Origin of the sequence: Halomonas borealis (assembly GCF_004798905.1) — a bacterium.
Lineage (GTDB): Bacteria > Pseudomonadota > Gammaproteobacteria > Pseudomonadales > Halomonadaceae > Halomonas > Halomonas borealis.
Genome location: NZ_SDMO01000004.1, coordinates 99730 through 117992 on the forward strand (window position 1 = coordinate 99730; position 18263 = coordinate 117992).

17 protein-coding genes are annotated in these 18263 nt (G+C 68.0%); 12 read left to right on the forward strand and 5 right to left on the reverse strand.

Features of this window, described 5'->3' with window-relative positions; all coding sequences use genetic code 11:
- Positions 1 to 67: 67 nt before the first annotated feature.
- On the reverse strand, positions 68 to 598 hold the full coding sequence (ppa, locus tag ETC07_RS05985; RefSeq protein WP_136247593.1) for an inorganic diphosphatase: 531 nt from the start codon (positions 596 to 598) through the stop codon (positions 68 to 70).
- Between the two features lie 223 nt (positions 599 to 821).
- On the opposite strand from ppa, the gene ETC07_RS05990 reads away from it, so the two are divergent.
- Positions 822 to 2540 (forward strand): bifunctional protein-serine/threonine kinase/phosphatase, encoded by a 1719-nt coding sequence (locus ETC07_RS05990; protein ID WP_136247594.1) that lies wholly within the window; start codon positions 822 to 824, stop codon positions 2538 to 2540.
- An 84-nt stretch (positions 2541 to 2624) separates the two neighbouring features.
- On the opposite strand, the gene ETC07_RS05995 is transcribed toward ETC07_RS05990, so the two are convergent.
- Complete coding sequence (locus ETC07_RS05995) at positions 2625 to 3884, reverse strand: 6-phosphofructokinase (RefSeq protein ID WP_136247595.1); 1260 nt, start codon at positions 3882 to 3884, stop codon at positions 2625 to 2627.
- 228 nt (positions 3885 to 4112) lie between these two features.
- Between ETC07_RS05995 and mpl the strand changes: the two genes are divergently transcribed.
- The 3 genes from mpl to ETC07_RS06010 all read left to right on the forward strand — a co-directional run bounded on the left by mpl (position 4113) and on the right by ETC07_RS06010 (position 6816).
- The gene (gene mpl / locus ETC07_RS06000) at positions 4113 to 5498 is read left to right on the forward strand and encodes a UDP-N-acetylmuramate:L-alanyl-gamma-D-glutamyl-meso-diaminopimelate ligase (protein ID WP_136247596.1); all 1386 of its coding nucleotides are present in this window, start codon (positions 4113 to 4115) and stop codon (positions 5496 to 5498) included.
- The gene (locus tag ETC07_RS06005; RefSeq protein WP_136247597.1) at positions 5485 to 6114 is read left to right on the forward strand and encodes a flavin prenyltransferase UbiX; all 630 of its coding nucleotides are present in this window, start codon (positions 5485 to 5487) and stop codon (positions 6112 to 6114) included. Before mpl ends, ETC07_RS06005 begins: the two co-directional genes overlap by 14 nt.
- 78 nt (positions 6115 to 6192) lie before the next feature.
- Positions 6193 to 6816 (forward strand): LysE family translocator, encoded by a 624-nt coding sequence (locus ETC07_RS06010; protein ID WP_205742514.1) that lies wholly within the window; start codon positions 6193 to 6195, stop codon positions 6814 to 6816.
- An 81-nt stretch (positions 6817 to 6897) separates the two neighbouring features.
- Here ETC07_RS06010 and ETC07_RS06015 read toward each other — a convergent pair whose 3' ends face one another.
- From ETC07_RS06015 to ETC07_RS06025, 3 genes are read right to left on the reverse strand one after another with little or no spacing between them, the layout of a single operon-like run.
- Positions 6898 to 8301, reverse strand: coding sequence for a bifunctional DedA family/phosphatase PAP2 family protein (locus ETC07_RS06015; protein ID WP_136247598.1), 1404 nt, complete (start codon positions 8299 to 8301; stop codon positions 6898 to 6900).
- Positions 8302 to 8316: 15 nt separating this feature from the next.
- The gene (locus ETC07_RS06020; RefSeq protein ID WP_136247599.1) at positions 8317 to 9255 is read right to left on the reverse strand and encodes a diguanylate cyclase domain-containing protein; all 939 of its coding nucleotides are present in this window, start codon (positions 9253 to 9255) and stop codon (positions 8317 to 8319) included.
- Positions 9248 to 10117, reverse strand: a complete 870-nt coding sequence (locus tag ETC07_RS06025; protein WP_136247600.1) for a hypothetical protein — start codon at positions 10115 to 10117, stop codon at positions 9248 to 9250. Before ETC07_RS06025 ends, ETC07_RS06020 begins: the two co-directional genes overlap by 8 nt.
- Positions 10118 to 10207: 90 nt before the next feature.
- Here ETC07_RS06025 and ETC07_RS06030 point away from each other — a divergent pair, with 90 nt between their 5' ends.
- The 8 genes from ETC07_RS06030 (at position 10208) to ETC07_RS06065 (ending at position 18222) form a co-directional block, all read left to right on the forward strand.
- Positions 10208 to 11500 carry a glutamate-5-semialdehyde dehydrogenase gene (locus ETC07_RS06030; protein ID WP_136247704.1) on the forward strand — a complete coding sequence of 431 codons (1293 nt, stop codon included), beginning with the start codon at positions 10208 to 10210 and terminating at the stop codon, positions 11498 to 11500.
- Between the two features lie 41 nt (positions 11501 to 11541).
- On the forward strand, positions 11542 to 12168 hold the full coding sequence (nadD, locus tag ETC07_RS06035; RefSeq protein WP_136247705.1) for a nicotinate-nucleotide adenylyltransferase: 627 nt from the start codon (positions 11542 to 11544) through the stop codon (positions 12166 to 12168).
- A gap of 119 nt (positions 12169 to 12287) precedes the next feature.
- Positions 12288 to 12662, forward strand: a complete 375-nt coding sequence (rsfS, locus tag ETC07_RS06040) for a ribosome silencing factor (RefSeq protein ID WP_136247601.1) — start codon at positions 12288 to 12290, stop codon at positions 12660 to 12662.
- Positions 12659 to 13126, forward strand: coding sequence for a 23S rRNA (pseudouridine(1915)-N(3))-methyltransferase RlmH (rlmH, locus tag ETC07_RS06045; protein ID WP_136247602.1), 468 nt, complete (start codon positions 12659 to 12661; stop codon positions 13124 to 13126). Before rsfS ends, rlmH begins: the two co-directional genes overlap by 4 nt.
- Positions 13127 to 13148: 22 nt before the next feature.
- Positions 13149 to 15053 carry a penicillin-binding protein 2 gene (gene mrdA, locus ETC07_RS06050; RefSeq protein WP_136247603.1) on the forward strand — a complete coding sequence of 635 codons (1905 nt, stop codon included), beginning with the start codon at positions 13149 to 13151 and terminating at the stop codon, positions 15051 to 15053.
- Positions 15054 to 15058: 5 nt separating this feature from the next.
- On the forward strand, positions 15059 to 16210 hold the full coding sequence (rodA, locus tag ETC07_RS06055; protein WP_136247604.1) for a rod shape-determining protein RodA: 1152 nt from the start codon (positions 15059 to 15061) through the stop codon (positions 16208 to 16210).
- 36 nt (positions 16211 to 16246) lie between these two features.
- Positions 16247 to 17305 (forward strand): lytic murein transglycosylase B, encoded by a 1059-nt coding sequence (gene mltB / locus ETC07_RS06060; protein ID WP_136247605.1) that lies wholly within the window; start codon positions 16247 to 16249, stop codon positions 17303 to 17305.
- On the forward strand, positions 17302 to 18222 hold the full coding sequence (locus tag ETC07_RS06065) for a septal ring lytic transglycosylase RlpA family protein (RefSeq protein WP_136247606.1): 921 nt from the start codon (positions 17302 to 17304) through the stop codon (positions 18220 to 18222). Before mltB ends, ETC07_RS06065 begins: the two co-directional genes overlap by 4 nt.
- Positions 18223 to 18263: the final 41 nt, after the last annotated feature.

Consider the following 18263-nt stretch of genomic DNA (forward strand, 5'->3'; position numbering starts at 1 on the left):
GCCGCGCCGCAACGACGAAGGGGCCGCCCGCCGGGCGGCCCCTTGCAGGGGAGAACGCGCGGGGCGATCAGGCCTTTTTGTGTGCTGCCACGGCCTTCTCGATCGCCTTGCGGGCGGCCTCGACGCCTTCCCAGGATTCCACCTTGACCCACTTGCCCTTCTCGAGATCCTTGTAGTTCTCGAAGAAGTGGGCGATCTGCTGGCGCAGCAGTTCGGGCAGGTCGGTCACTTCCTGGACATCGTCGTACAGGCTGGACAGCTTCGGATGCGGCACGCAGACCAGCTTGGCGTCTTCGCCGGCTTCGTCGGTCATGTTGAGGATGCCGACCGGGCGGGCACGGATCACGCTGCCGGGGTGGACCGGATAAGGGGTCACGACCAGGGCGTCCAGGGGGTCGCCGTCGTCGGCCAGCGTGTGCGGAATGAAGCCGTAGTTGGCCGGGTAGAACATCGGCGTGGCCATGAAGCGGTCGACCAGCAGGGCCTCCATGTCCTTGTCGATCTCGTACTTGACCGGGGTATGGTTGGCCGGGATCTCGATGGCGACGTAGAGATCGTTGGGCAGATCCTTGCCGGCGGGGATGTTGTCGAAGTTCATGAGCGCGTCCTTCTCTGGCGGATGGCCGTCGGGTGAAAATGTGGCGAATTATACGAGTCCGCCCCGACGATTACCAACCCGGGCCGAGGCCGGCCGGCGCGACAGCGAGAGGCTGGGCCAATGAACGGAAGGGAAAGCCAGGCGCAGGGCTGGCCGTGTATCATGCGCGCAGATGGAAGGAGGCCCTGCGGTCTCGAAGTCGTTGTCATACAAGGAGATCGTCTTGGCACCCGCGCAATTGTCATTGAGTTTCGGCCAGGCCTTCGTGGTACCGGACCGCGGCCGGCATCGCAGTTCGATGTCGGTGTGTGTGCCCGATGAGGCGGCGCTGCTGACGGCGAAGGGAGCCAGCGCGCTGATCACCGATTCCACATCCCGCAATCCGCTGGCCAAGCAGGCCGGCGATCTGAGCGTGCAGGGCTTTCTGGCCGATTTCTACTCGACGCCCGAGCACTGGGACGCCAAGACCTCGGTGCACCGGGTGCTGCATGCCCTGAACAGCTGGTGTTATGGCCAGAGCCGGCAGGTGCGCGATGGCGGCTACGTGAGCTCGATGTCGGCGATGGTCTACCAGGGGCAGGCGGCGCATCTCTTTCATATGGGCGATACCCTGGTCTTCCGCCTGCGCGGGGCCGAATTCGAGCAGCTCAGCCGTGATCACGTCACCGATCTCGGCGGTTACCGCTATCCTTCCCGGGCGTTGGGCATGGATGCCAGCCTCGATATCGACTATGTGGAGATGCCGCTCAAGCAGGGCGACATCTTCCTGTTCACCACCCAGGCGGTGCAGGGCACGCTGATGCCCTCGGACTACGTCGGGTTGATTCGCGAGGATGCCAGCGATCTGCATGCGGCCTGCGAGCGTCTGGCCGAGACCGCCAGCGAGCGGGCCCGGGCACGCGGTTACGGCGGTGATCCGTTCTGCTTCCAGCTGGTGCGCATCGATGCCTTGCCCGACGCCGAGAGCGATCAGCCGGAGCACGCGTACGGTGATCTACCGATCCCCCCGGAGCTGGCCGTGGGCGAGCGCCTGGACGGGTTCGAGGTGCTCGAGGTGCTGTCGCGTACGGCCCAGTCGCGGGTCTATCGCGTGCGTGAGGCCCACGCCGAGCGCGAGATGGTGTTGAAGGCGCCGAGCCCGGAGTTGTCTAGCCGCAACGCTTACCTCGAGCATTTCCTGTTGCAGCGCTGGGTCGTCGACCGGGTGCGCTCGCCGTTCGTGGTGCGGGCCATGACGGCCTCGCGGCCGCACCGCTACCTCTATTACTTGATGGCCTACGTGGATGGCATGACGCTGCAGGAGTGGCTGCGTCGCCACCCTCGGGCGAGCCTGGGGCAGCGGCTCGATATCGCCACCCAGCTCGGCAAGGCGGTTCAGGCGCTGCATCGTCGCGACGTGCTGCATCAGCAGATTCACCCCGAGAACGTGCTGATCGATCGCCATGGCCAGGTGGTGCTCACCGACTTCGGCGCCTGCCATCTGCGCGACGTGGATGGTCACCGCCGGTCGCGCGGGCTGTTGCGCCAGGTGGGGCTCACCGAGCACAGCGCGCCGGAGTACGCCATGGATGACGAGATCGGTCGGCGCAGCGATCAGTACTCGTTAGCCTCCACGATCTACTGGCTGCTGACCGGTGCCTTGCCCTATGAACTGCCGGTGAAGGAGCTGTTGCGTCATACCGACCTGGAACGGATGCACTATCGCAGCGCCCGGGCGCTCAACCCGGAGGTTCCGGCGGCCCTCGACGAGGCGCTGGCGCGTGCGCTCACGCCCCAGCGGGCCCTGCGCTTCCGGCGGCTGTCGGAGCTGCTGCATGCCCTGAAGATGCGGCGCCCGGAGGCGCACGAGGCGCCGCGGCGCCAGAGTGGGGCGACACGGGTCTGGCAGGCGGTGGCAGGCGTGCTGTTGCTGTTGCTGGTGCTGAGCTGGTGGTTGAGATAAGCAACCGAGCGCCGAGCGACAAGAAGCCCCCGAAGGTCTAGCCTTCGGGGGCTTCTTTTGCGTCGGTCGGTGTCACGCTGCCGCTTAGATCTTGAACTCGGGCAGCTTGCGCTCGACGCGCTGCTTGGTCAGGCGCGCGACCTTGGGCAGGCCGTTCTCGAAGGGCGGGAAGTCCTCGCCGAGGATCAGCGGCGCCAGGTAGCGGCGGCATTCCTCGGTGATGCCGAAGCCGTCCTCGCGGATGAAATCGCGTGGCATGAACTTCTCGCGATTGGCGATCTCGGCCAGCGGGGCGGCCTCGATGCGCCACTCGTAGGGGCTGTCATTGATGCGCTTGATCGCCGGCATCATGGCGTTCTGGCCGGACACGGCGAGCTCCACGGCCTTCTCGCCCACCGCATAGGCCTGCTCCACGTCGGTCCTGGAGGCCAGGTGGCGCGCGGCACGCTGCAGGTAGTCGGCGACCGCCCAGTGGTACTTGTAGCCCAGGTCTTGCTTGATCATGCCGGCCAGCGTCGGCGCGACGCCGCCGAGCTGGCGGTGGCCGAAGGCATCGGTGTTGCCGGAGTCGGCCAGGAAGGTACCGTCCTCGTAGCGGGCGCCCTCGGAGACCACGATCACGCAGTAGCCGTACTGATTGACGGATTCCTCGACCCGGGCCATGACCGCGGCGCGATCGAAGGCCAGCTCGGGGAAGATCACCAGGTGCGGCGCGTCGCCTTCCTGCTCGCCCGCCAGGGCGCCGGCGGCGGCGATCCAGCCGGCGTGGCGGCCCATCACCTCGAGCACGAACACCTTGGTGGAGGTGGCGCACATGGAGGCGATGTCCAGCGAGGCCTCGAGCGTCGAGGTGGCGATATACTTGGCCACGCTGCCGAAGCCCGGGGAGTTATCGGTGATCGGCAGGTCGTTGTCCACGGTCTTGGGCACGTGGATGGCGGTCAGTGGATAGCCCATCTTCTCGGACAGCTGGGAGATCTTGAGGCAGGTGTCGGCACTGTCGCCGCCGCCGTTATAGAAGAAGTAACGGATATCGTGGGCCTTGAAGACCTCGATCAGGCGCTCGTACTGGGCGCGGTGGGTCTCGATGTCCTTGAGCTTGTAGCGGCAGGAACCGAAGGCCCCGGCGGGGGTGTGGCGCAGCGCCGCGATGGCCTCATCGCTCTCCTGGCTGACATCGATCAGGTCTTCGGTGAGGGCGCCGATGATGCCGTTGTGGCCGGCATAGACCTTGCCGATCCGGTCGGAGTGGCGACGGCAGGCCTCGATGACGCCGCAGGCACTGGCGTTGATCACGGCGGTGACACCGCCGGACTGGGCGTAGAAGGCGTTATGCTGGGCCATGGAGCTATCCTGTTGCTGGTCGCGTCGAGGGAAGGCGGCCGCGGCTCGGCGAGCCCTTCCCGGGTGGATCCCGAAGAGTCGCGATTCTAGCCCATCGCCCCGGGGGGTGCATCCCATTGGCGATGCGCGCCGGGCGGTGGCGTGCGCTGGAGCGGTATCAGGCACCATGCTAGGCTGCCGCATTTCGCCGGTGACCCGGCGCAGCAGACGTTCGGCAGCGGAGTTTTCATGCACCTTCATATCCTCGGTATCTGCGGTACCTTCATGGGCAGCTTGGCCCTGCTGGCCCGCGAGGCGGGGCATCGGGTCAGCGGCTCGGACGCCGGTGTCTACCCGCCGATGAGCACCCAGCTCGAGCAGGCCGGCATCGTCCTGTGCGACGGCTACTCGGCCGATAACCTCGGGCCGGCGCCTGATCTGGTGGTGATCGGCAACGCTCTGTCACGGGGCAACCCCGAAGTGGAGGCGGTGCTCGACCGTGGGTTGCCCTATGTCTCCGGCCCGCAGTGGCTGGCCGAGCAGGTGCTGCCGGGGCGCCGCGTGATCGCCGTGGCGGGCACCCACGGAAAGACCACCACGGCGAGCCTGACCGCCTGGCTGCTGGAGGCCGCCGGCCTCGCGCCGGGCTTCTTGATCGGCGGGGTGCCGCGCAACTTCGGCGTCTCGGCACGCCTCGGCGACCCCGGTGCGCCCTTCGTGGTAGAGGCCGACGAGTATGACACCGCCTTCTTCGATAAGCGTTCCAAGTTCGTCCACTACCGGCCCGAGATCGCGGTGCTTAGCAACCTGGAGTTCGACCACGCCGATATCTTCCCCGATCTGGCCGCCATCGAGCGCCAGTTCCACCACCTGGTGCGTACCGTGCCGGGCAAGGGGCTGCTGCTGGTGGCCGATGGTGAACCGGCGCTGGAGCGGGTGCTGGAGCAGGGGCGTTGGACGCCGTTGGAACGCTTCGGCGATGCGCCGCAAAGCGCTTGGCGACTCGAGCTGGAGCGTGCCGACGCCAGCCGTTTCCGGGTCGTGCATCGTGGCGAGGCCGGTGAAGGGGAGGCGGTGGTCGATTGGTCGCTGAGCGGCGTCTACAACGCCCGCAATGCCCTGGCGGCGCTGGCCGTCGCCGAGGCCTGCGGCGTCGACCTGGCCGCGAGCTGCGCCGCACTGGCGCGCTTCGAGACCCCACGTCGTCGCCAGGAGGTGCGCGGCGAGGTGGCGGGCATCCAGGTGATCGACGACTTCGCCCATCACCCGACGGCCATCGCCGCGACACTCGGCGGGCTGCGCGCCGCTGGCCGGGAAGGGCGCCTGCTGGCGGTGATCGAGCCGCGTTCCAACACCATGCGCCTGGGTAGCCTGCGTGAGCGGCTGGCCGAAAGCGTGGCCGATGCCGATGCCGTCTATTGGTACCAACCGCCGGGGCTCGACTGGACGCTTTCGCCAGTGGTCGAGGCCAGCGGCCGGCCGGGCGGGGTGTGCGACGATATCGACGCCCTGGTGGCGGCGCTGGTCGCCGAGGCGCGCCCGGGGGATCGCCTGGTGGTGATGTCCAACGGCGGCTTCGGCGGTATCCACGAGAAACTGCTCACCGCCCTGGAGGTGGCGCATGGCGACCGATAATGACACGACGCGCTTCGCGGCGCCGGTGACCGTGGCGCTGACCGGCGCCTCGGGCGCCCAGTACGGACTGCGCCTGATCGAGGCGCTGGTGGCGGCGAATCACGAGGTCTGGGTGATGATCTCCAAGGCCGCGCATCTGGTGATCGCCACCGAGACCGACAGCGACCTGCCGGCCCGGCCCGAGCGGCTGGCCGAGGCGCTCACCGAGCGCGCGGGTGCGGCAGCGGGGCAGATCCGCTGCTTCGGTCGCGAGGACTGGATGGCGCCGGTGGCCTCCGGCTCCGGCGCCAGCTCGGCGATGGTGGTCTGCCCCTGCTCCACGGGTACGCTCTCCGCGGTGGCCTGCGGGGCCAGCAACAACTTGATCGAACGCGCCGCCGACGTGGCGCTCAAGGAACGCCGGCAACTGATCCTGGTGCCGCGCGAGACGCCGCTATCGGCCATCCACCTGGAACACATGCTGTCGCTGACCCGTATGGGCGCGGTCATGATGCCGGCGGCGCCGGGGTTCTATCATCGGCCGGCGGCGGTGGAGGAGCTGGTCGACTTCATCGTCGCACGCATCCTCAATCAGCTCGGCATCGAGCATCGGCTGATGCCGCGCTGGGGCGAATAGGCCGGGCCAGGACGCCGTCGGCCGGTGCTAACGGTGGCTCGCTGCTCGGCGAGCCTCGATGACAAGGAGGTGTCTTCCATGATCTCGCTCTCGCTGCTGTCGGTGTTCGTGCCGACCTTCCTGCTGGTGTCGTTGACGCCGGGCATGTGCATGACCCTGGCCATGGTGCTGGGCATGACACAGGGCGTGCGGCGGGCGCTGTGGATGATGCTCGGCGAGCTGGTCGGCGTCGGGCTGGTGGCCGTGGCGGCCGGTGCCGGGGTGGCCGCGCTGATGCTGCGCCAGCCGGCGTTGTTCGCGGTGTTCAAGAGCCTGGGCGGCGTCTATCTGGTGTATCTCGGGGTGATGATGTGGCGCTCCCGAGGGCGCATGGCGATTCCCGAGAGCCTCGAGGCCAAGGCCCAGGCGGGGCGCGGCGAGCTGGCGATGCAGGGCCTGGTCACCGCGGTGGCCAATCCCAAGGGCTGGGCCTTCTTCGTGGCGCTGTTGCCGCCATTCTTGGATGCCACTCGGCCCCTCGCGCCACAGCTCCTGGCGATGGTGGCGATCATCCTGAGCCTCGAGTTCGCCGCGTTGCTGGCCTATGCCAGCGGCGGCCAGACCCTGCGCCACCTGCTGGGCCAGGCGGACAAGGTGCGCCTGCTCAACCGCCTGGCCGGCTCGCTGATGGTCGGGGTCGGGGTGTGGTTGATGCTGGGGTAGCGACAAGCGACAAGGAACCCCGGCGGCCTCGGCCTTCGGGGTTTCTTTGCTTCGGGCAGTCTCGCGCCGCTGAATGGCAGCTTACGCCGGCCCCAGCCACATGAATCGTGCGCCGCCGAGGGCCAATGACGCCGTGACCAGCGCCGGCCACGGGCAAGGGCGCAAGGTGCGGTGCGGCTGGCGCTGCCAGGCGAGCTGCACCAGGGTACACACCACCAGGCCCAGCAGGGCGCCTCCCACCAGATCACTCAACCAGTGAACGCCGAGCACCAGGCGTGACAGCGCCATGGGGACGATGACCAGGATGGCGCCCCAGTAGGCCCAGAAGCGGCGCGGCAACGGCAGCTCTCGAGCGATGAAGGCCGCGGCCAGGCCGTATAGCACCACGGCGGTGGAGGTATGGGCGCTGGGGTAGGCGAAGGAGTCGGCCAGGTGGAGCGGTGTATCCGGCCGGACGCGGGCGATGAGGCTCTTGCCGAGGGTGTTGAGCGCGGCGATGCCGGCCAGGCCTCCGGCGACATGGGCGAGCACGTCGAGGCGCCCACGGATCAGCCACCACAGCGCCCAGGGCAGCACCAGGGCCACGACGCCATAGGCGTCGCCGATCCGCGCCATGCCCTCGGCGACGACATTGAGCCCGGGGATCGCCAGGCCGTCCATCAGGGCGTCGAGCCGTTGATCCATGGGGAGTGGGCCGCCCTGCTGGAGGATCACCAGGGTCCAGGCCGAAAGGGCGGTGAGCGAGGTCAATAGCAGCAGCCAGGTGCCGAGCGGCGCCTCGCGTCCTCGGGCGCGGGCCAGCGCCCGCCAGACTCGCCGGCCGTGGGGGTGGCGGCTCAAGAGCCCTGCCACGGCGCGATAGATCAGGCCGTCATGATGCGTCTGGTGGCGCAGCCAGGAGAAGATCAACGCGAGCATCACGACCAGCCCGCCGAGCCCCGCGAGCCAGGGGTGCAGCGATTCGGGGAGGCCTGGCAGCCGTTGCCAGGTGCGGCCCAGCAGGTAGCCCGGCAACACGTAGGCCGGGGCCCAGAGCAGTGCCGATACCAGGCTGGTGAGGAGGAAGCGGCGCGGAGGCATGTGCAGCATGCCGGCAATCAACGGGATCACCGGACGCACCGGGCCGACGAAGCGCCCCAAGAAGACCGACAGCGTGCCGTGGCGGTGAAAGAAGCGGGCGCCCTGGGCGAGCCATTCCGGATAGCGTGACAGCGGCCACATCCGGGTGGCGCGTTCGCGCTGGGTGTAGCCGAGCCAGAAACTGAGCGCGTCGCCGATCACCGCGCCGAACAGGGCGGCGGTCAGCATGAGGGGCACCGATAGCGCCTGGTGGCCGGCCAGAGAGGCGGTGGCGGTGATCAGCACCACGCCGGGGACCAGTAGCCCGACCAGGGCCAGCGATTCCAGCAGGGCAATGAGGGCGGTCAACAGCAGCAGCATCGCCGGCGATGGTGTCAGCTGCTGGAGCAGGTCGGCGGGGTTCAAGTGGCCCTCCTGGGGTCATCGATCGGTGGCGGCCAAGGCCTGGGTCATGGCCTGCAGCCGAGCCAGGAAGGTCGGGCAGGTCTCGGTGCGATGCGGTGTCTCGAGCCGCTGGCGTATCTCGAGCGGTCCGGTGCCGACCAGCACGAGTTGTTCCAGGGTCTGCGCCAGGCGCTGCTGCACCAACAGGGCGCCGCTCTCGGTGGTATCCGGCAGGACCAGCCAGAAGGCGGAGTCGCCTTCGCGGCCCAGCGAGTCGAGGTCACGACAGTCGTGTCGCACGGTCTGACAGAAGGTCGACAACATGCGGCGACGGGTCGCGTCGCCGAACTGCTCCCGGGTCATGTCGAGTTGTGGCAGGTGGATCAGCAGTACCGCCAGCGGCTGCTCGAGCAGCCGGGTGCGCGCGAGCTCGCCGGTGAGGCGCTCGTGCAGGCGCGAGCGGGTCAGCGCCGCGCACTCCTGCTCCCGGGGGTCGGTGGCCTGCAACAGGGCGCGTTGGCGAGCCCGTTCCCAGAGCGCCAGGGGGGCAATGGCCACCAGTGCCAGGTAGCCGAAGATTCGCTCGATGCCGGCCTCGTCGGTGCCGAGCAGCGTCAGCCAGATCGGCGTCAGCGCCAGGTTGAGGAAGATGGCGGGCCCCAGCGGCAGCAACACCAGTGTCAGGACCGGTGGTACGCCGATCCACAGCGCCGGATGAAGCGCCCGATCGGGCAGCGCGGCCGCGATCAGCAGGAAGCTGCAGATCAGCACCAGGTAGGACGAGGCGCGCAGGGGCACGTGGCCGGTGGCGGCGAGTAAGGCGGACAAGGCCATCACCGGGGCTAGCAGCGCCGGTAGCAGGATGCGCGCGTAGTGGCCCGTCAGATAGAACCATAATGCCTGGCCGATCAACAGCAGGGTGGCGATGCCGAGCACCACGATGAACAGGCGCGGATGCGGTTTGGCTTCAGTCATGAGGAACGGCCTCCCGGGCCGGTACGCGGCGCGGCTGGCGCTTCAAGGCGCGGCGTTCCCGGGACAGCGAAGCGAGGCGAGGCAGGGCGATGGTACGGCTGCGTACGGTGTCGTCTAGCTGTTCGAGTAGTGTCCGGCGCCGCCGTTCGGCCTGCTGGGCGTCGCAGTGCACCAGCAGCAATCCAAGGGTCCGCCCGTCCAGTCGGTAGCCGTTCTCGAAGGGCTGGAGCTGGCGGCAGAGCCGTTCGGCCAGCGGCCAGAACCGTCGGCGTGACGTGTGGAGCAGCAGCAGCTCGACGTGGGCGCCGTCCTGCCGGGCCCGCTGACGCTCGGTCTGCATGTCGTGGTGCAGGCACTGTTGAGGCCACAGGGGTAGGTCCGGCACCAGGCGCGAGCGATGGTGGACGTGGCGCCGCAGGGCCTGAAGCTCCAGTGAGCGTGATAGCCCCAGCAGCATCAGGCCGGCCAGGAGCGGGCCTGCAATCAGCCATGACTCCAGCCCCAGCAGCGTGCGCAGGTGCCACCAGCTGACGCAGGCCAGCAGGGTGTTGAACCCCATCACCCAGCGCGGCTGGGGCAGCATCAGTAGCAGGGCCCAGGCCCATAGCCAGGCCAGGTGGCGCTCCGGGGTGTTCCACAGCAGGGCGGCCAGCAGCAAGCCCGGCAGCAGCTGCCAGGGGAGCGTGGCCGGGTGGCGATGGCCGGGGAGCACCAGGCTGGCGGTGGCCGCCAGCCACAGCGTGGCGAGGCCCAGCAGCAGCGCATCCGGGAGGGTGTTGGCGGTCGCCGCCAGGAAGCTCGTGAGGCCGGCGGCGATCAACAGGTTGACGCGCATCGGGCCGACTTTGTACTTGCTCTGCATGGTGACTTAGTATGGGCTTCTTCCCGCTTTGATACGAGTCCGGGGCTTGGCCTGATGCCGGTGCCCCTCTTCCTGGAGACACTCTACGGCATGACTGCTCACGCCTCCCACTCCGATGGCGCCATCACCGACGTTGATGCCTACATGCAGCAACTGGGGCAGCAGGCGCGTCGCGCCGCCGCTGAGCTGCGTCGCGCCGATACCGCGTCCAAGAACGGTGCCCTGCTGGCCATGGCCGAGGGCCTGGACGAGGCCCGCGAGACGATCCTGGCGGCGAATGCCCGTGACCTCGAGCGTGGTCGCGAAAACGGCCTCGATGCCGCGCTGCTCGATCGCCTGGCGCTGGATGAGTCGCGCCTGGAGGCGATGATCGAAGGGCTTCATCAGGTCGCGGCGCTGCCCGATCCGGTGGGCGAGATCGACGGCTTGAGCGCTCGACCGAGCGGCATCGAGGTCGGCCAGATGCGCGTGCCGTTGGGGGTGATCGGCATCATCTATGAATCGCGTCCCAACGTCACCCTGGAAGCGGCCAGCCTGTGCCTCAAGTCGGGTAACGCGGCCATCCTGCGCGGCGGATCGGAGGCGCGTGAATCGAACCTCGCCATCGCCGCCTGCATCGCGCTAGGTCTCGAACGAGCGGGGCTGCCCGATGGCGCCGTGCAAGTGGTGGCCACCACCGATCGCGCCGCGGTAGGGCGGCTGATCGCCATGCCGGAGTTCGTCGACGTGATCATCCCGCGCGGTGGCAAGTCGTTGATCGAGCGGATCTCTCGCGAGGCCCGGGTGCCGGTGATCAAGCACCTGGACGGGGTTTGCCATGTCTATCTGGACGCTACCGCGGACCGTGACAAGGCGCTGGCCATCGCCGTCAATGCCAAGACCCAGCGCTATGGTACCTGTAACACCATGGAGACCCTGCTGGTCGACGCGCCGCTGGCCGACGCGCTGCTGCCCGAGCTGGCCGCGGCCTACGCCGAGCATGGGGTCGAGCTGCGCGGCTGCGAGCGCACCCAGGCGATACTCGGCGATGTGCCGGCGGCCAGCGAGGCCGACTGGGCGGCCGAGTACCTGGCGCCGGTGCTGGCCGTGCGCGTGGTCGACGGCATCGACGAGGCCATGGCGCACATTGAGCGCTACAGCTCGCGCCACACCGACGCCATCGTCACCGAGAATTATACCCTGGCGCGGCGCTTCCTCGCCGAGGTAGATTCCAGCTCGGTGATGGTCAACGCCTCGACGCGCTTCGCCGACGGCTTCGAGTATGGCCTGGGCGCCGAGATCGGCATCTCCACCGATCGCCTGCATGTGCGTGGCCCGGTGGGTCTCGAGGGCCTGACCACGCGTAAGTACGTGGTCTTCGGCGACGGTCAGGTCCGTCGGTGACGAGGGCGCTAAGCGAGAGCGGGCGCGCGCCGCGGATCGCCATGCTGGGTGGGACCTTCGATCCTGTCCATCTCGGTCACCTGCGTAGTGCCGTGGAGATTCGCGAGGCGCTGGGGCTCGATCGGGTGCACATGATCCCCGCGGCCCAGCCGCCGCTGCGCGGTGAGCCGCACATCACCCCCGAACAGCGCTTGGCGCTGCTGCGCCTGGGCATCGGTGATACCCCGGGGCTGATCGCCGATGCCCGCGAGCTCGAGCGCCAGGGGCCTTCCTACAGTGCCGATACCCTCGTGGCGCTGCGCCGTGAGTGCGGCCCCGAGGCGCGGCTGGTCATGGCGCTTGGCCATGATGCCTTCCTGCGGCTGGCCGACTGGCACGCCCCTGAGCGGCTCTTCTCGTTGGCCCATCTGGTGGTGGTAGATCGTCCGGACCATGACGCGGCGTTGCCCGCGGCGCTGGCGGCACTGATCGACGGCCGTGAGGCCTCCAGCGTCGAGGCGCTGATGCGTGAGCCCGCGGGCGGGCTGCTGCGCCTGCGTCTGCCGTCGCGGATGGCGATTTCCGCCACCGAGGTGCGCCAGCGCCTGGTGGCGGGTGACAGCGTGCGTTACCTGCTTCCCGAAGCCGTCGAAGAACGAATTCACGCCGCGGGACTCTATCGTCGCTAGTCGGCGGCGTGTCACAAAAAAACGTCGCCGAGCCGTCGCTAGGCGCTGCCAGGCTCGGCCCGAGCCGGTACAATGGGCGCCGAGATCATTTTCTGCCTAGAGGGGCTGATACGAAGGGTATGCACATCGACGCACTCAAGACGCTAGTGCTAAACGCACTGGAGGAACTCAAGGCGAATGACATTCGTGTCATCGACGTCTCCCACCTGACCAGCGTGACCGATCTGATGGTGGTCGTCAGCGGCACCTCCAGCCGTCATCTGATGGCGCTGTCCAGCAAGCTGGTCCAGACGGTCAAGGAAGCGGACGTGACACCGCTGGGCATCGAAGGCGAGAGTGGTGCCGACTGGGTGCTGGTCGACCTCGGTGATCTGGTGGTGCACATGATGATGCCTGAGACCCGGGCGCTCTACGACCTGGAACGCCTGTGGGCCGACCTGCCGAGCGACGACCAGGCGCAAGAGACGGAAGAGCGGGCCCACGGCGCTTCATGAAGGTACGAGTGCTGGCCGTCGGCACCCGGATGCCCGATTGGGTCACTCGGGGTGTCGAGGAATACCGCAAGCGGCTGCCTCGCGACTTCGCCCTCGAGATCGAAGAGATCGCGCCGGGAGCGCGCGGCAAGAATGCCGACACCCGTCGTGCCATCGCCCAGGAATCAGAGCGCCTGCGTACGCGCCTCAAGGGTGATGAACGGCGGGTGGCCCTTGAAGTGGGCGGCAAGGCCTGGAGTACCGAGCAGCTGGCGCGCGAGGCCGAGGCGTGGCGCTTCGAGGGGCGCGACGTGGCGCTGCTGGTAGGCGGCCCAGACGGGCTCGACCCGGCCCTGTCGGCCAGTGCCGACCAGCACTGGTCGTTGTCGCCGCTGACCCTGCCGCATCCGCTGGTGCGTATCCTGCTGGCCGAGCAGTTGTATCGAGCCTGGACCCTGATGGTCGGCCATCCCTACCATCGCTGAGCGTTCGAGGTCTCCGCCAAGCATGCGTCAGCCACGCGATACCCTGAAGAATCCCCAACAGGAACTACGAATCTTCCGCCTGCGCTCGTTGCTGGCGGTGGTCGTGGTGTTGACGCTCAGCGGCCTGTTGGCCGGGCGCCTGTTCTACCTGCAGATCGTCGAGCACGAGGTCTACAGCACGCGCTCCGAGAAGAACCGCGTGCGGGTCGAGCCACTGCCGCCGACCCGCGGTCTGATCTATGACCGTAACGGCGAGCTGTTGGCCGAGAATCGCCCCACCTATAACCTGACGCTAGTGCGTGAGCGGGTCGATGATCTGGGCGAGACCCTGGCGTTGCTGGTCGACCTGCTCGATCTGCCCGCGGAGCGGGTCGAGGCCTTTCGCGAGCGTTCACGCCAGCGCCAGCGCCCCTACCAGCCGGCGTTGCTGATGAGCGATCTCGACGAGGCGCAGATCGCACGGCTGGCGGTCAATCGTCATCGCCTACCTGGGGTCGAGGTCGAGGCCCAGCTGCTGCGCTATTATCCGGATGCCGAGGCCATGTCGCACGTGCTCGGCTACGTCGGCCGCATCAACAGCGAGGAGCTCGAAGACGTCGACGCCGGAAACTATGCCGGGACACACTTCATCGGCAAGACCGGTGTCGAGCGATTCTATGAGGACACGCTGCATGGTGAAGCCGGGCTGCGCAAGGTGGAAACCAATGCCCGTGGGCGGGTGCTGCGCGAGCTGGGACACAGCGACCCGGTGCCCGGAGAGAACCTGACCCTGACCCTGGACAAGGGGCTTCAGCACCTCGCCGTGGACCTGCTCGATGGGCGGCGTGGCGCCATCGTGGCGATTGCCCCGCAGACCGGCGAGATCCTGGCGATGGCCTCGGTGCCGGGCTTCGATACCAACCAGTTCGTGACCGGCATCGATGTGGACTCCTACCGGGCGCTACAGCAGGACATCGACCTGCCGCTATTCAACCGCGCCATCCGTGGTAGCTATCCCGCCGGCTCGGTCATCAAGCCGTTCATGGCCATCACCGGGCTGCGCGACGGCGCGGTCACGCCTGGTGAGGTGATCTACGACCCCGGCTACTACCAACTGCCCAATGACTCCCGCCGCTATCGGAACTGGCTACGCTGGGGGCATGGGCGCGTCGACCTCGAGCGGGCGCTCGAGGTGTCCAACAACACCTATTTCTATTCCCTGGCCCATGAGTTGGGCATCGACAGCATCCATGCCAGCCTGAAGCAGTTCGGCTTCGGACAGCGAGTGGCCGCGGATGTTTACGGTCAGGGCGCGGGTCTCCTGCCGTCGCGGGACTGGAAGCGGTCGCGTTTCGACCAGCCCTGGTATCCCGGCGAGACGCTGTCGGTGGGCATCGGCCAGGGCTATCTGCAGATCACCCCGCTACAGCTGGCCTCGGCCACCGCGGTGCTGGCCAACCACGGTGACTGGGTCAAGCCGCGTCTGGTCGGCGACATGGGCGACGAACCGGTGTCCATCGATCTGGCCGATACGCCGCCGGACATCGAGCTCGAGCATCCCGAGTGGTGGGACAGCGTCATCTCGGGCATGGAGCAGGTGTTGTCCGGCAACGAGGGGACGGCGCGTCGTGCCGGCGCCGGGCTCGAGTACCGCATGGCCGGCAAGTCCGGTACCGCTCAGGTGTTCTCGCTGGGACAGGATCAGCGCTATGACGCCGAAGAACTGCAGGAGCGCCTGCGTGACCATGCCTTGTTCACGGCCTTCGCGCCGGTGGAAGACCCCGAGATCGCGGTCGCGGTGATCATCGAAAACGCCGGCGGCGGGAGCAGCCATGCGGCGGAGCCGGCGCGGGCGATGACCGACTACTGGCTGCTCGAACGCGACCACGGCGAGGTGCCACCGCAAGCCGCGGTGGATGACACCCAGCGCAGCGAGGAAGAGGAATAATCACGATGGTCGACTTTCTGCTGCGCCGTGCCCACCCCATCAAGCCCACCGCCAGCGGCATGTCGCGCCGGCGCAGCCTGTGGGAGCGCATCCATCTGGACCCCTGGCTACTGGGCCTGCTGCTGACGCTGATGTCGGCCGGCCTGGTGGTGCTCTACAGCGCCAGCGGGCAGAGCATGGAGCTGGTCACCGGCCAGGCGTTGCGCTTCGGCGTAGCTCTCACGGGCATGGTCATCATCGCCCAATTCACCCCGGCCGCCTTGCAGCGCTGGGCGCTGCCGGCCTATCTGCTGGGCACGGCGATGCTGGTCGCGGTGGAGATCATGGGTGATATGGGCATGGGCGCCCAGCGTTGGCTGGTGATCCCCGGCGTGGTGCGCTTCCAGCCCTCGGAGATGATGAAGCTGGCGGTGCCGATGATGGTGGCGGCCTGGTTGAGTCGACGTGAGCTGCCGCCGCGCTGGCAGGATCTGTTCGTCTGCGCGTTGCTGATCGGCGTGCCGGTGCTGTTGATCGCCCGCCAGCCCGATCTTGGCACCTCGCTGCTGGTGGCCCTGGCCGCGGTCTTCGTGGTCCTGCTGGGCGGGCTGTCCTGGCGGGTCATCGGCGTGCTCGGTGCGTTGGCGGCCGCCGCGCTGCCGTTGCTGTGGATGAACATGCATGACTATCAGCGTCAGCGAGTACTGACCTTCTTAGACCCCGAGAGCGATCCGCTGGGCGCTGGCTGGAACATCATCCAGTCGACCACCGCCATCGGCAGCGGGGGGCTGTGGGGCAAGGGTTGGCTGGAGGGGACCCAGTCGCAGCTGGAGTTCCTGCCCGAGAGCCACACCGACTTCATCGTCGCGGTGCTCGGCGAGGAATTCGGGCTGGTCGGTATGCTGACCTTCCTGGCGCTGTACCTGCTGATCGTGTGCCGCGGGCTCTGGCTCGCCGGGGCCGCGCAGGAGACGTTCGGCCGCCTGCTGGCCGGCAGCATCATCCTGACCTTCTTCATCTATGTGTTCGTCAATATCGGCATGGTCAGCGGCATCCTGCCGGTGGTCGGGGTGCCGCTGCCGCTGGTCAGTTATGGCGGAACCTCCAGCGTGACCTTGCTGGCCGGTTTCGGTATTCTCATGGCCATTCACTCGCACCGCCGCCTGCTGCCGCGTTAGCGTGGCCGGCGGGCCGAACGACTCAGGGAGAGCAGCATGACGGTGACGATGTCGCGACACGGACGCCAGTGGCGGAAACTGGCCTTCGCTAGCCTGCTATTGGGGCTGTCCGCCGGGGTTTCGGCGGCGGATTTCGAGGTGGGGAAGGGCTCGGTTCGGGCGCTGGTGGATGAGGTCGCCGAGCGCGGCGTCGATCGCGCCTGGCTCGAGCAGGCCATGGGGCGCGCCGAGTTTCGCCAGCCGGTGCTCGATGCCATGTCCGGCGCCGCCGAGCATCATCTGGTGTGGCACGAGTATCGAGATATCTTCCTCGGCGAGGAACGCATCGCGCAGGGCGCGGCCTTCATCGACGCCCACCCCGAGGCCTTCGAACGCGCCGAGGCGGAATATGGTGTGCCGCCGGAGATCATCGCCGCCATCCTCGGCGTCGAGACGCGCTATGGCCGGATCACCGGCGATCATCGCGTGCTCGACTCGCTGTCGACCCTGGCCTTCCACCACCCGCGGCGCGGCGATTTCTTCCGCGGCGAACTGGCTGCCTTTCTCGAGATCGCCTATCGCCAGGAGGTGGCGCCGGAGAGCATCGAGGGCTCCTATGCCGGTGCCATGGGCTATCCCCAGTTCATCCCGACCAGCTATCGCGCCTACGCGGTCGACTTCGATGGCGACGGTCATCGCAACCTCTGGACCGACCCGGTGGATGCCATCGGCAGCATCGCCAACTACTTCGCCGAGCATCGCTGGCAGGCGGGGGCGCCGATCTATCACGAAGCCGAGGGGCCGAACGCGCGCCCGGAAGGGCTCGAGTTCAATGCGGCACGCCGGCCGAGCGCCAGTATCGCCGAGCTGGCGGGTGCCGGCATCGAGAGCGATGCGGCACTGCCGAGTGACGCCGAGGTGATGCCGCTGGCGCTGGAGATGAGCGACGGCGCCGTCCGCTACCGTTTCGGACGCGACAACTTCTATGTCATCACCCGCTATAACCACAGTTATCTGTATGCCATGGCGGTGACCGAGCTGGCCGAGGCCATCGCCGAGGCGCGTGGGCGCCAGGCCGACTGGTTCACCGCCACCGACACGGAGGCGTCCTCATGAGCCTCAGGTGGATCCCCCTGCTGGCGGCGCTTGCGCTGGCCGGTTGTGCCGGCGGCGGCGGTACCGCGCCGGCGCCTTCCGGCAATGCCGGCGTGGACGCCGGTGAAACGAGTGATGGCGGTCGCTACGCGATGGGCAACGATGCCTACCCCGAGGAGCCGCCCGACGTCAGCCATGTGCCGGATGCCGTGCCGCGCGTCGAGCCACACTCGCGGGCCGGCAATCGCTCGACCTATGAGGTGTGGGGCAAGACCTATCACGTGTTGGATGATGCCAGTGGCTATGAGCGCCGCGGGACCGCATCCTGGTACGGCGAGAAGTTCCAGGGCTACGCGACGTCCAACGGCGAGATCTACGACATGTACAAGATGAGCGCGGCGCATCGCTCGCTGCCGTTGCCGAGCTTCGCGCGGGTCACCAACCTCGACAACGATCGCTCGGTGATCGTGCGCGTCAACGACCGTGGGCCCTTCCACAGTGAGCGCGAGATCGATCTTTCGTATGCCGCGGCGGCGCGCCTCGACATCCTCGATCACGGCACCGGGCGGGTCAATGTCGAAGCGATCGATCCCGCGGCGTGGCAGGCTAGGCAGGGTGGAACCGGCGATGCTACGGCGCCGCCGGAGGCGGTCGCGCCGCAACCCGAGGCATCGACGCCGACGACCGGCTCCGATCGGGCCCCGGTGGATGGCGTCTACCTGCAGGTCGCGGCGCTCGGTTCTGCCGAAGGGGCTGGTGACCTCAAGCGTCGGTTGCAGGATGCCGTGTCACACCCGGTACGGGTGGCGCCCGAGGCGGGCCTGCATCGCGTACAGGTCGGCCCGCTGGCCGGCCGCTCCCAGATCGACCCGGTACGCGGCGAGTTGCGCCGGGCCGGTTTCGATGACGCCTTCGTCGTCGATACCCGCGCCGACTGAGTCGGCGCCGAATCTTCCCGATGTCCCCGAAGAGACTGCCC